A 12,420-nucleotide genomic window follows, 5' to 3' on the forward strand; every position below is an offset into this window, starting at 1 on the left:
GGCCCCCTTAAGACGATGGCTGCTGACGCTCGTTGCGACGCGTGAGACGGCGCGGTGAAGATTCCTTGAGAGACTTACCACGGCCGGACAGACTCGGATTTGTCATGAAATAGTCATGCAGATTGAACGGCTCTTCGCCTTTCGCGGCCTTCATACGCGTTGAGGACCCATCCGGCAACAATTGCCAGCTCTGCTCGGTGTCCTTCAGGTTCGCGACCATGATCTGTTCGAGAACCTGCTGATGCACCGTGGGATTTTGCAGCGGACAGAGCACCTCGACGCGGCGGTCGAGGTTCCGCGGCATCATGTCGGCGGACGAGATATACACAGCAGCTTTTGCGCTCGGCAGGCCCTGGCCCATGCCGAAGCAATAGATTCGGCCGTGTTCCAGGAACCGGCCGATCACCGATTTGACGCGGATGTTCTCCGACAATCCGGGCAGCCCCGGCCGCAAGCAGCAGATGCCGCGCACCACGAGCTCGATCGAGACGCCGGCCTGCGAGGCCTCGTACAGCGCGTCGATGATGTCGGGATCGACGAGCGCGTTCATCTTCATCCAGATCGCGCCGTGCCGGCCATGCTTGACGTGGGCGATCTCGCCGTGGATGTGCTCGATGATCCGCTTGCGCAATGTCAGCGGCGACACCGCCATCTTCTCGATGTCGCTCGGCTCGGCATAACCGGTGATGTAGTTGAACACCCGCGCGACGTCGCGGCCGATGATCGGGTCCGACGTAAAGTAGGAGACGTCGGTGTAGATGCGGGCGGTGACCGGATGATAGTTGCCGGTGCCGGTGTGCACATAGGTCGTGAGATTGCCGCCCTCGCGGCGCACCACCATCGACAGCTTGGCGTGCGTCTTCAACTCAATGAAGCCGTAGACGACCTGCACGCCGGCGCGTTCGAGGTCGCGCGCCCAGCGGATATTGGCCTCCTCGTCGAAGCGCGCCTTCAATTCGATCAGCGCGGTCACCGACTTGCCGGCTTCGGCGGCATCCGCCAGCGCGCGCACGATCGGCGAGTTGTTCGAGGTGCGATAGAGCGTCTGCTTGATCGCGACCACGTCGGGATCGCGCGCCGCCTGCTGCAGGAACTGGACGACGACGTCGAAGGATTCGTAGGGGTGATGGACCACCAGATCCTTCTGCCTGATCGCGGCGAAGATATCGCCGCCATGGTCGCGCACGCGCTCGGGATGGCGCGGCACGTAGGGCGGGAATTCGAGGTCAGGGCGATTGAGGCGGGTGAGCTGCGACAGCTCGTTCATCGCGAGCACGCCGTCGACCAGGATCACTTCATCGTCCGCGGCCGACAATGCGTGCTGCACGAAGACGCGCAGCTCTTCGGGCATCGTGGCCTCGATCTCGAGCCGGATCACCGATCCGCGCCGGCGGCGCTTGAGCGCGGTCTCGAACAGGCGAACGAGGTCTTCGGCCTCTTCCTCGATTTCGAGTTCGGAGTCCCTGATGATGCGGAACGCGCCCTGGCCCTTGACGGTGTAGCCGGGGAACAGGCGGCCGATGAACAGACCGGTGGCCTGCTCGAGCGTGATCAGGCGAGCCGGCGCGCCTTCCTTGGTCGAGGGAATGCGGATGAAGCGGTCGATCTTGCCGGGCATGCGGATCAGCGCGTTCATCGCTTTGCCGTCGGCGATCCGCGACAATTGCAACGCGACCGTGAAGCCGAGGTTCGGGATGAACGGGAACGGATGCGCCGGGTCGATCGCCAGCGGGGTCAGCAGCGGGAAGATGTTGTGGAGGAAGTGATCCTCGATCCAGGTGCGTTCGGATTTGGTGACGTCGCGCCCGTCGACCAGCTGGATGCCGACCTTGGACAGGAGCTCGCGCAGGTCGCTCCAGATCGCCTGCTGGTCGGAGGCGAGCTGCGACACGGTCTTGTTGATCATCACCAGCTGCTCGGCCGGCAGCAGGCCGTCCGGGCTGCGCTCGGCAATACCCTCGCGGACCTGGGCCTTGATGCCGGCGACGCGGACCATGAAGAACTCGTCGAGGTTATTCGCCGAAATCGACAGGAAGCGGACCCGCTCCAGCAGGGGATGGCCGAGATTGACCGCTTCCTCGAGCACCCGGCGGTTGAAGTGCAGCCAGGACAGCTCCCGGTTGATGAATCTCTCGGGGCTGGTCGCGACCGCGGGAACGGACGGAAGCTCCGCCTCTTTCTCTTTGATTTCAGGTGCTTGTGCCGAGTCCATCAAGTGCTGGTCCAATTCGGGGCAGGGGGCCGGAGCGGTCTAGCCGAGGGCCGCACAGAACATGTGATATTGCGATGACGTTTCGATGACATTGATGTTCCGCCTGCCTGCGCCGTCAAGCCGCGGGGACGGTCAGGCATCGCGCAGCAGCTCCGCCGCCAACGCCCGGGTCACCGGCCGGCCCAGCCGCAGCGCCTCGGTGTCGAGCAGCTCGACCGCCTGGCGGACGGCGGTATAAGACCGCTCGATCCGGTTGGTCAGGTAGCTGACGAGCGGCTCGTCCACGCTCATCTGGCGGTCGGCGCAGAATTTGACGATCAGGCCACGGAACAGGTGGTCGTCGGGCGGCAGCAGCGTCACCGTCGGCACCGCGCGGAGCCGCGAGCGCAGATCGCGCAGCTCGATCTCGAACGCCGACGGCGGCACGCGCGCCGTGATCAGGACGAAGGCATCGTCCTGGCGTGCGAGATTCATCAGATGGAACATCGCGCGCTCGTCGAAATCCGACGGTCTCAGGTCCTCGACCACCAGCGCGCCGGTCGCGAGCGCCATCGGCACCGTGTCGGCGGTCAGCGCATGCGCCGCGGTCGAGCGCGCGCCGGCGATCTCGGCCCAGATCGCGGCGAGGTGGCTTTTGCCGGAGCCTTCGGACCCCACCAGCAGCATGATTCGGTTCGGCCAGTCGGGCCAGCCGTCGATCAGCGCCAGCGCAGCCTCATTGGCGGGCCCCTCGAGGAAATCGTCGCGGGTCAGTTTCTCCTCGTGCGGCAGGGCCAAGGCCAATTGACGAGGTTGAACGCTACCGGCCACGCAAGTCTCCAAACCACTTCATTTTAGCATGCGCCAACGCTTCGCGTTTGTCGCTGGAAAACCGGTTTCCACTTTTCGGGATCGTGCGCTACCGAGCCTCGATCGTGCTCATGTGCCGCACCCACTCCACGAGATAGAGGGACACCGAACCCAAAGTAAAGATCGTGACCAGACCCATCAGGATCAGGTCGTAGGGGTGCGGCTGAAACCCGAAACCGAGCGAGGCGAGCACCAGGGCCGCGAACGCGACCTGTGCCACCGTGTTCAGCTTCGACACCATCAACGGCTTCATCTCGACCGGCTTGTCGAACAACCATGACACGATCACGGCGGAGACGATCATGATGTCGCGCGACACCACGAGAATCACGATCCAGCGCGGCACCGCGCCCCAGATTCCGAGCGCGACATAGATCGACACCAGCAGCGCCTTGTCGGCGAGCGGGTCGAGCAGGGCGCCGAGTTCGCTCGCCATGTTGAAGCGCTTGGCAAGGAAACCGTCGACCGCGTCCGAGACGCCGGCGATCACGAAGATCGCGAACGCGATCTCCATCTGGCTCGATACGATGGCCCAGACGATCACCGGCACCAGGATGATGCGGCCGAGGGTGATGATATTCGGAATGCTCAACTTGAATCGCTTCCCGGCTAGAAGCCTGATTTTACTCGATATCCGGCTCTTTTGCGCGGCGGCCGGGTGTTATCTACATAGTATCGCGACAGCATTGCCGCGAGCCATTGCGCGGGGGCGGAATTCCTCGTAACCAGCCCCTTATCATCTGGAATTGGGCATGACCGAGCGCAAAAACGGGCTCACTTACGCGGATTCGGGTGTCGATATCGACGCCGGCAATCGTCTGGTCGATCTGATCAAGCCGATGGTGCGGGCCACCGCACGGCCCGGCGCGGACGCCGAAATCGGCGGATTCGGCGGGCTGTTCGACCTCAAGGCCGCCGGCTTCAAGGATCCGGTCCTGGTGGCCGCGACCGATGGCGTCGGCACCAAGCTGAAGATCGCGATCGAGACCGGCATCCACAACGGCATCGGCATCGACCTGGTCGCGATGTCGGTCAACGACCTCGTCGTGCAAGGCGCGGAACCGCTGTTCTTCCTCGACTATTTCGCCTGCGGCAAGCTCCAGCCGGAGGCCACCGCGCAGATCGTCGCCGGGATTGCCGAGGGTTGCCGCGAATCCGGCTGCGCGCTGATCGGCGGCGAGACCGCCGAGATGCCCGGCCTCTACAAGGACGGCGACTACGACCTCGGCGGCTTTGCGGTCGGCGCGGCCGAGCGCGGCACCCTGCTGCCGACGGGGGATATCGCGGCGGGCGATGCCGTGATCGGCCTGGCGTCCTCCGGCGTGCACTCCAACGGCTATTCGCTGGTGCGCAAGATCGTCGAGCAGTCCGGCGTTGGCTATGATGCGCCGGCGCCATTCGCACCGGTCATGACGCTCGGTGCGGCGCTTCTGACGCCGACCAGGCTCTATGTGAAATCCTGCCTGCGTGCGATCCGCGAGACCGGCGCGGTGAAGGGGCTCGCCCACATCACCGGCGGCGGCTTCACCGACAACATCCCGCGCGTGCTGCCGAAGCATCTCGGCGTCGGCATCGATCTGGCGCGGCTGCCGGTGCTGCCGGTGTTCAAATGGCTGGCCGAGCAGGGCGGCATCGCCGAGCTCGAGCTGCTGCGCACCTTCAACTGCGGCATCGGCATGATCGCGATCGTCAAGGCCGATGCGGTCGATGCGGTCACCGAGGCCTTCACCGCCGGCGGCGAGACCGTGACGCTGCTCGGTGAGGTGATCGAGGCCAGTGGCGAGCATCGCGTAGTCTATCACGGTCACCTCGATCTCTCGCGATGAAGCGCCGGGTTGCCATTCTGATCTCCGGCCGCGGCTCCAACATGGCCGCGCTGATCGAGGCTGCGAAGGCTGCGGATTTTCCGGCCGAGATCGTCGCCGTGATCTCCAACCGCGCCAACGCTCCCGGGCTCGAGAAGGCGGCCGCGAGCGGCATTCCGACCGTCGTCATCGAGAGCAAGCCGTTCGGCAAGGACCGCGCCGGCTTCGAGGCGATGCTGCAGCGGGCGCTCGACGACAGCCAAGTCGAGCTGATTTGCCTCGGCGGCTTCATGCGGCTGTTCACCGCCGAATTCGTCCGGCACTGGTACGGGCGGATGCTCAACATCCATCCGTCGCTGCTGCCTTGCTTTCCCGGCCTCGATCCGCACGGCCAGGCCTTGCGGGCGGGGGTCAAGCTGTCCGGCGCGACGGTGCATTTCGTGATCCCGGAGACCGACGCCGGACCGATCGTCATGCAGGGTGCGGTCACCGTGGCGGACGACGACACGCCGGAGACGCTCGCCGCACGCGTGATCACGATCGAGCATCGCATCTATCCGGAGGCGCTGCGGCTTCTGGCGAGCGGCCGGCTCAAGCTCGAAGGCGACGTCTGCAGGACGCAAGGCAGCGCCGCAACCGACAGCACGCTGATCGCGCCGGCGCCTTAGCGCCCGGTTGCACGAGAGATCCCCGAGAACAATCCCCCGGGTGATGCGGCCGGGGGAGGTGTCAAGATGAATTCCGCCAGCAGCGACGTTCAGTGAACCTTGAGGTTCTCTGCCGACGCCTTGCCGCGGTTCTCCACCAGCTCGTACTCGACGGTCTGGTTCTCGTTCAATGTGCTGAGGCCTGCGCGTTCGACCGCCGAGATGTGGACGAACACATCCTTGTCGCCGACGGCCGGCTTGATGAACCCGTAACCTTTGGTCGGGTTGAACCATTTGACGGTACCCTTCGGCATCGTCTCTCTCCCAGTCTAGACATAAAAAAGACGCGGCCACGTTTTCCACGTGCCACGCCACAAGCGGGCTTTCCGCTGTCTGTTCAATTCCCGGGTCTCTATATCCAAGGTCTTCAAGTCCGAAGTTTCGCCTCTCGAAGCCTTGGCTATCAACGTCGTGAAACGCACAGTCGAACGGCCGCAATCCGATTGTGAAGGGATTGCAACACGAAATCTGCGCCTTAGCAAGCGCGCTGGTTTTGCGTGACGCAACTTCAGCCTGTGCCGGCTGAACTCCGGCCCGGCGCGTTCGGCCACTGGCCGACGGTCGAAGGCGTCGGAACTTCGCGTGCACCAAGCGAATGGCGTGCGCTAGCCCCGATCCACCCGCACCACGCGGCCCTTGTCGATCGCGAGTGCGAGCTGGCCGTGCTTGAGCTTGAGCGCCGCCTCGCCGAACAGTTCACGTCGCCAGCCGTGCAGGGCGCCGACCTGAGCCTCATCGCTGGCCGCGATCTGTTCGAGGTCGTCGACGGTGGCGATCACCTTGCTGGCGACGCCGTGGCGCTCCGAAGTCATGCGCAGCAGCACCTTCAACAGCTCGACGGTCGCCGCGCCGTTGGAATTGTTTCTCGGTTTTTCCAGCTTGGGGAGCGTGGCCTGGTCGCGGGCCAGCCCGCGCTGCACCGCGGCGATGATGTCGGCGCCCCATTTCGAACGCTCGAAACCCTTCGGCAGCGAACGCAGATTGCCGAGCTTCTCCAGCGAGGTCGGCGCATGGGTGGCGATGTCGCCGACCGCGTCGTCCTTGAGCACGCGCGAGCGTGGCACGTCGCGGCTCTGCGCCTCCTGCTCGCGCCAGGCGGCAACCTCGATCAGCACCGCGAGTTCGCGCGGCTTGCGCACGCGGGTCTTGAGCCGCTCCCAGGCGCGCTCGGGATGGAAGTCGTAGGTCTTCGGCGAGGTCAGGATCTCCATCTCCTCGCTGACCCAGTCGCTGCGGTCACGCTTCCTCAAGTCGGCGTCGAGCGCCGCGAACACCTCGCGCAGATGGGTGACGTCGGAGACGGCGTAATGCAGTTGCTCCTCGGTCAGCGGGCGGCGCGACCAGTCGGTGAAGCGGTGGGTCTTGTCGGGGCGGTGGCCGGTGACGCGATCGACCAGCTGGTCATAGGCGATGCTGTCGCCATAGCCGAGCACCATGGCCGCGACCTGGGTGTCGAAGATCGGATGCGGGATCGTGCCGGAGAGGTGCCAGACGATTTCGATGTCCTGCCGCGCGGCATGAAACACCTTCAGCACGGCTTCGTTCGACATCAGATCGAAGAACGGCTTGAGGTCGATGCCGGGCGCCAGCGCGTCGACCACGACGGCTTCATCCGCGCTAGCCATCTGCACGACGCAGAGCAGGGGATAGTAGGTCGTCTCCCGCAGGAATTCGGTGTCGACGGTGATGACCTTGTGTTTGGCGAGCCGGTCGCAGGCGGCGGCGAGGTCGGGGGTCGTGCTAATCAGATCCATGAACAGTCCATGACGGCTTGACACCACGCGTTCTGCCGAAAGGGCAGCTATGTCAAGGGTCTTGCAGGGATTTTGGCCTTGCGCGGGGTGAGGGACAGGGCATTTTTGAATTGATTGGCCGCGATTCGCGGGCGTTTTCGGCCCGATTGCACCACGAATCCATCCGTCGTCCCGGCGAAAGCCAGGACCCATAACCATCGAAATTCGTCGGTCGGGGGATCGCGGTCCCGGCCTCGTGCGGCCATGGGCATTGGGGGTAATGGGTCCGGCTCCCGTGCGCAATTGCGCACTAGGCCGGGACGACACTGAATATGTTGCGCGGCCTGTGAGTCATGCGCCTCTGACCGAATGCGCCGGGTCGGCCCGACCTAAGCGTCCAAGTTCGTCACGGGATGCCGCCGAACACACCCCCGCGAGTCGCGATGCTTTGTCAGCCTCCACTCCGGCAGACGAATGCGGCTCACCCGACAAACGTCAAGCATGCGGGTGCGGCACTTGGACGGTGATGTCACGCGGGAGTATAAGGATGTCTATGATCTTCGCCTGTCGACCCGGATTTGCCGTCGGCTAACGCATTCCAGCCCGACGCGAATCAAGACTCCGACGAGTGCAGCTATCGCGATCTCAGAAGCAGCCGAGTGAGGATCGTCCCGATGGAGCTCCACCACGCGCACCAGATCGATGAAACGATCGAACGCGATGTTCGGCTCGACCTGTTCAGAGGGCTCGGGTTGTGGATGATATTTCTCGATCACATCCCCAATGATGGAGCCATCGGCTGGATTACGCTGCGCAACTACGGCTTCAGCGACGCTGCGGAGTTCTTCGTTTTCATCTCGGGTTACCTTGCCGGTTTCATATACGGTCCGATCATCGCTTCAGGTTTCTTGCTGTCCGCAGCGAAGCGGCTGTGGACGCGGGCCGCGCATATCTACGTGGCGCATATCATGCTGTTCCTGATCTTCACGGCCCAGGTCGCGAGAACCTCCCGACGGCTCGACAATCCGATGTATGAAAACGAATTCAACGTTTTCAATTTTCTGCAGCATCCAGATATCCTGATCGGGCAGGCACTCACCCTGCGATACAAGCCCGTGGATCTCGACGTGCTGCCGCTGTTCATTGTCTTGCTGCTCGCGTCCCCACTGGTCATCTGGGCCTTGGTGCGTCGTCCCAATCTCACCTTACTGGCTTCGATCGTTCTCTACGTGCTGGCGCGATGGTTCGATTGGAACATCGCCTCCTATCCGCCGGGCACAGCGTGGTACTTCAATCCATTTTGTTGGCAGTTGCTCTTTGTCTTCGGCCAGTGGTGTGGGGTGGGCGCATTGTCTCAGATCGCCAGACTCATCCAGTCGCGGATCGTCGCAGCGGTAGCGATTGCCTGGCTGATCTTTGCGTTCCTGATCGTGATGACGTGGCATTTCCATGCGCTGGAGATGTTCATACCGGGATGGATGATGAAGTTCATCTACCCGATCGACAAAACGGATCTGGATATGTTGCGCTTGACCCACTTCCTCGCGCTCGCGGTCGTTGTCCATGGCCTGATTCCGCGGGACTGGCCGCCGCTGAAATCCCGATCATTGCGTCCGCTGACCTTGTGCGGCGAGCATTCGCTTCCGATCTTTTGCCTCGGGGTCTTGCTTTCGTTCTCCGCCCATTGGGTCTTGACCCAATACAGCGGCGCGGTCATCGCACAGCTCGTGGTGAGCGCGGCCGGAATCGCGATCATGATCGCCGCGGCGTGGCTGTTGCACCGCGCCGACGACATTCCGAATTTGTTCGTCGATGTGACAAATGCAGAGCTTCGACGGAAGATTGGGCGACCGAACTAGATTGGTGTTCCTGGACGAGGCGCTTCCGCGCGGTCCGGAAGAGCAAGAGCGCCGAGTGTGCTGCAGGGGCGAGAGCGCCAGGGCCACACGACTCCACGGTCCGCCTCAGCCACACTCGTCAGTCGTGACATCGGCGTCCACCGCATCTCGACGCCGCCGGGGCCGTCACCAGCGAGCGATGTGGAGGCCGTCGTTCGACAAACGGCCTGATTTACACATGTTGGGAACGTGGCTAGGCTAACAGGATGACCCAGGTGGTCTCACCTCCTCCGGCTCAAAAGGGCGGACCTGTCCAATCGAGCTACCTTCACCCTTATGCTTGCTTTCGATGCCGCAAGAGCTTCAAACGCACGAGCCGCACCGAAGCCGTACTACCGTGCCCCGAGTGCGGCGGCCCAAGCATCGGCCTGGCACGCAAATTTAAGCCGCCAAAGCGTTCCAACGAAAGGCAATGGAACAAGGTCGAAGCGCTCGTCCGACATGGCTTCCTGTTTTGGAGCCTTGGCGAGCCGTATCCGGAAACGCTGCAGGAGGTCGCCGCCTTCGCGCAGCGACACGCCGATTTCATCGCCCGGGAGCGCGCGAGAAGACCGGAAGCTTACAGCCAGATTGAGACAGCGTTATCGCTGACAGGATGATGGGCGCGACTGCTCTGCAATTCACAGCCTAGCACCGACTGGATGTGCGCGATGTCGGCGCTTGTTCTGTCGGGCGCATCAGTGATTGGCAATCCGTCCGGCTTCGACCGGCGCGGCGATGTGGCCCGGATTGATCCGCCCTTCGCCCGCGCGAATGCGCGACGGCCATCCGTGGCGTGAGGCCAGCATCGTGAGCCTGTCCCTGACGAGATAATGCGCCGGGCTTTCGAGGAAGCGCCAGACGAACCATGCCAGCGCCACCATGCTTGCCACCACGAGCGCGGTTGAAAGCGCGCCCGGCGTTGGCGTCATCAGGAGCAGGAGCACGTAACCGAGCTGCAGGTGCAGCAGATAGAGCGGATAGGTGATGCCGCCCACGGCCCTGACCAGGCTGTCCGGCAGCGGCACCGACTTGATCCGGGTGGCGGCGAACACGATGCCGAGCGAGACGATGCAGATCACGGTGACGACGCGCGGATCGAAGCTGCCATGGGTGTGGACGCCGAGCCGTTCCAGCTTGTGCACGGCCTGGAACGTCGCGGTGCCCATCGCCAGCGTCAGCAGGCTGTAGAGCCTGGTGTCGCGCCGTCCGCGGTAATGCTCGTAGATCAGGAGCCCGACGGCGAAGAAGCCGCTGTCGTCGGCCATGAACAGCTTCTCGAACAGCGGAACGTCCAGCGTCAGCTCGTTGGCGAAGGTGATGGCGATCCACGCCAGGATGATCGTGTCGATCTTCCGCGGGAAAATGCCCCAGGCCAGAAACAGTGCGACCCAGACGTAGAACACGACCTCGATCACCAGCGACCAGTAGGCGTCGTCCATGTAGGGCTGACCGAGCATCGGCGCTGCGATGAACAGGTTTGCCAGCCATTGCCCCCACGTCACGTGGAAATAGGTGCGGCCCAGCAGCAGCGTGGTGAGGAAGGTCAGCGTCATGCAGATGACGAAGGTCGGATAGATCCGGCTAAAGCGAGCGATCGCGAAACCGACCGGCGTGCGGCCTTCGGCCGAATAGGCGATGACGAAACCAGAGATCGCGAAGAATACGGGGACGCCGAGGAAGCCGTACTGGGCGACCGGGGCGAGGTACGGCATCGCCACCTTCTGAACGCCGTGCGATGCGGTGCCCCAGAAGCCGTAATGGTACAGGATCACGGCCCCGACCGCGGCGAGCCGCAGCAGGTCCAGCACGGGAGCCCGGGTCGGATCCGGTTGTTTGGCTACGCTCGGCATACGCCCCCGATCATGGCGGCGAGGCATGAAGGCGTTCTTAATCCGGCCGGCCGAACGCCTGGGCGGTGTTCACGATTGCAGGAGCCCCGTGGCGATGCCGGCGGCCGCGCTAAGGACGACCACCACGAGCGGCGGCGCGCGCCATGCCGTGAGCAGAACGAAGCCAGCCAGCGCGATGCCGAAATCGAGCGGACGCTGTACGCTGCTGGTCCAGACCGGATCATAGAGCGCGGCACCGAGGATGCCGACCACGGCGGCATTGACGCCGCGCATCATCGCCTGCGCCGACGGCCGCTTGCGGAAGCCATCCCAGAACGGCAGTGCCGCGAGCAGGACGAGAAGTCCCGGCAGGAAGATGCCGAGGAGGCCTGTGATCGCGCCCGGCACGCCGCCGATCACAGCGCCGAGATAGGCGGCGAAGGTGAAGAGCGGGCCCGGCACGGCCTGCGCGGCGCCGTAGCCGGTCAGGAACGCGTCGTCGCCGATCCAGCCCGGCGTCACCACGGCTTCGCGCAGCAGCGGCAGCACGACATGGCCGCCCCCGAACACCAGCGCGCCGGAGCGGTAGAAGGCCTCGAACAGGCCGAGACCGGGCCATGCGCGGGCGAGCAGCGGCAACCCGACCAGCAGGGCAAGGAACAGGATCAGTGCGCAGAGGCCAACGCGGCGCGACACCGGCATCGCGATGTGCGTGACGCCGTTGACCGGTTGCGCGCGGCAGAACCACAGCCCGGCGACGGCGCCGAGCACGATGGCGCCGATCTGCGCGATCGACGAGGAGCTCGCGAGGATGACGAGTGCCGCGACCGTCGCGATCGATGCGCGCGCGCGGTCCGGACAAAGCGAGCGCGCCATGCCCCAGACCGCCTGGGCGACGATCGCCACTGCGACCAGCTTGAGGCCATGCACCAGGCCGGTGCCGGCCGGGCCGCTCAATCCGCCGGCGCCGAAGGCAAACAGCACCAGCGCAATCGCCGAGGGCAGCGTGAAGCCGGTCCAGGCCGCCAGCGCGCCCAGATAGCCAGCGCGCATCAGGCCAAGCGAAAAGCCGACCTGGCTGCTCGCAGGGCCCGGCAGGAATTGGCAAAGCGCGACCAGATCCGCATAGGCCTGTTCGTCAAGCCAGCGCCGGCGGGTGACGAACTCGTCGCGGAAATAACCGATATGCGCGATCGGACCGCCGAAGCAGGTCACGCCGAGCCTGAGGAAAATTAACAACACCTCCAGCGGCGAGTGAGCTGAGCTCGCGGCGGAGGGCGGTGCGTGGGGCTGCTGGACGTCGGTGTCGTTCAAGCGTCAATTCCCTGACTTGCGTCCCGCGCCAGGACTCATCAGGGCAAGCATATCGCCATTCAATGGCGTCCAGGCGCGGTATTATCGCGCC

The 12,420-nt window shown here is 64.2% G+C and carries 11 protein-coding genes; 4 read left to right on the forward strand and 7 right to left on the reverse strand.

Annotation, left to right across the window (positions count from 1 at the left end):
- Positions 1 to 7: 7 nt before the first annotated feature.
- From ACVIGB_RS05985 to ACVIGB_RS05995, 3 genes are all read right to left on the reverse strand, one after another.
- Positions 8 to 2,212 carry an RNA degradosome polyphosphate kinase gene (locus ACVIGB_RS05985; RefSeq protein ID WP_456723407.1) on the reverse strand — a complete coding sequence of 735 codons (2,205 nt, stop codon included), beginning with the start codon at positions 2,210 to 2,212 and terminating at the stop codon, positions 8 to 10.
- A 132-nt stretch (positions 2,213 to 2,344) separates the two neighbouring features.
- Positions 2,345 to 3,022 carry a chromosomal replication initiator DnaA gene (locus ACVIGB_RS05990; protein ID WP_456723406.1) on the reverse strand — a complete coding sequence of 226 codons (678 nt, stop codon included), beginning with the start codon at positions 3,020 to 3,022 and terminating at the stop codon, positions 2,345 to 2,347.
- 88 nt (positions 3,023 to 3,110) lie between these two features.
- Positions 3,111 to 3,653, reverse strand: a complete 543-nt coding sequence (locus ACVIGB_RS05995; RefSeq protein WP_092113493.1) for a CDP-alcohol phosphatidyltransferase family protein — start codon at positions 3,651 to 3,653, stop codon at positions 3,111 to 3,113.
- Between the two features lie 160 nt (positions 3,654 to 3,813).
- Here ACVIGB_RS05995 and purM point away from each other — a divergent pair, with 160 nt between their 5' ends.
- Together purM and purN are read left to right on the forward strand one after the other, a co-directional pair.
- Positions 3,814 to 4,887: a phosphoribosylformylglycinamidine cyclo-ligase gene (gene purM / locus ACVIGB_RS06000; protein ID WP_456749116.1), complete on the forward strand. Its 1,074-nt coding sequence runs from the start codon at positions 3,814 to 3,816 to the stop codon at positions 4,885 to 4,887.
- Positions 4,884 to 5,534 carry a phosphoribosylglycinamide formyltransferase gene (gene purN / locus ACVIGB_RS06005; protein WP_456723404.1) on the forward strand — a complete coding sequence of 217 codons (651 nt, stop codon included), beginning with the start codon at positions 4,884 to 4,886 and terminating at the stop codon, positions 5,532 to 5,534. Before purM ends, purN begins: the two co-directional genes overlap by 4 nt.
- Before the next feature lie 89 nt (positions 5,535 to 5,623).
- Here the strand turns inward: purN and ACVIGB_RS06010 are convergent, their stop codons facing one another.
- Both ACVIGB_RS06010 and rnd read right to left on the reverse strand, forming a co-directional pair.
- Positions 5,624 to 5,827 (reverse strand): cold-shock protein, encoded by a 204-nt coding sequence (locus ACVIGB_RS06010; RefSeq protein WP_021079877.1) that lies wholly within the window; start codon positions 5,825 to 5,827, stop codon positions 5,624 to 5,626.
- A gap of 351 nt (positions 5,828 to 6,178) precedes the next feature.
- Positions 6,179 to 7,327 carry a ribonuclease D gene (rnd, locus tag ACVIGB_RS06015; protein WP_456723403.1) on the reverse strand — a complete coding sequence of 383 codons (1,149 nt, stop codon included), beginning with the start codon at positions 7,325 to 7,327 and terminating at the stop codon, positions 6,179 to 6,181.
- A 653-nt stretch (positions 7,328 to 7,980) separates the two neighbouring features.
- On the opposite strand from rnd, the gene ACVIGB_RS06020 reads away from it, so the two are divergent.
- Together ACVIGB_RS06020 and ACVIGB_RS06025 are read left to right on the forward strand one after the other, a co-directional pair.
- The gene (locus tag ACVIGB_RS06020) at positions 7,981 to 9,165 is read left to right on the forward strand and encodes an OpgC domain-containing protein (RefSeq protein ID WP_456723402.1); all 1,185 of its coding nucleotides are present in this window, start codon (positions 7,981 to 7,983) and stop codon (positions 9,163 to 9,165) included.
- 245 nt (positions 9,166 to 9,410) lie between these two features.
- Positions 9,411 to 9,803: a hypothetical protein gene (locus ACVIGB_RS06025; RefSeq protein ID WP_456723401.1), complete on the forward strand. Its 393-nt coding sequence runs from the start codon at positions 9,411 to 9,413 to the stop codon at positions 9,801 to 9,803.
- Between the two features lie 78 nt (positions 9,804 to 9,881).
- Here the strand turns inward: ACVIGB_RS06025 and ACVIGB_RS06030 are convergent, their stop codons facing one another.
- Entirely contained in the window at positions 9,882 to 11,036 is a 1,155-nt protein-coding gene (locus tag ACVIGB_RS06030) for an acyltransferase family protein (RefSeq protein WP_456723400.1), read from the reverse strand.
- 69 nt (positions 11,037 to 11,105) lie between these two features.
- Entirely contained in the window at positions 11,106 to 12,329 is a 1,224-nt protein-coding gene (chrA, locus tag ACVIGB_RS06035; protein ID WP_456723399.1) for a chromate efflux transporter, read from the reverse strand.
- Positions 12,330 to 12,420 lie beyond the last annotated feature (91 nt).

The organism is Bradyrhizobium sp. USDA 4341 (genome assembly GCF_054063755.1).

Excerpts from the sequence above, each read along its gene's own strand:
- ACVIGB_RS06030 (WP_456723400.1), bottom strand. The coding sequence starts at position 11,036 with ATGCCGAGCGTAGCCAAACAACCGGATCCGACCCGGGCTCCCGTGCTG.
- ACVIGB_RS05985 (WP_456723407.1), bottom strand. The coding sequence starts at position 2,212 with ATGGACTCGGCACAAGCACCTGAAATCAAAGAGAAAGAGGCGGAGCTT.
- purN (WP_456723404.1), top strand. The coding sequence starts at position 4,884 with ATGAAGCGCCGGGTTGCCATTCTGATCTCCGGCCGCGGCTCCAACATG.
- ACVIGB_RS06025 (WP_456723401.1), top strand. The coding sequence starts at position 9,411 with ATGACCCAGGTGGTCTCACCTCCTCCGGCTCAAAAGGGCGGACCTGTC.
- purM (WP_456749116.1), top strand. The coding sequence starts at position 3,814 with ATGACCGAGCGCAAAAACGGGCTCACTTACGCGGATTCGGGTGTCGAT.
- ACVIGB_RS06020 (WP_456723402.1), top strand. The coding sequence starts at position 7,981 with ATGGAGCTCCACCACGCGCACCAGATCGATGAAACGATCGAACGCGAT.
- ACVIGB_RS06010 (WP_021079877.1), bottom strand. The coding sequence starts at position 5,827 with ATGCCGAAGGGTACCGTCAAATGGTTCAACCCGACCAAAGGTTACGGG.
- rnd (WP_456723403.1), bottom strand. The coding sequence starts at position 7,327 with ATGGATCTGATTAGCACGACCCCCGACCTCGCCGCCGCCTGCGACCGG.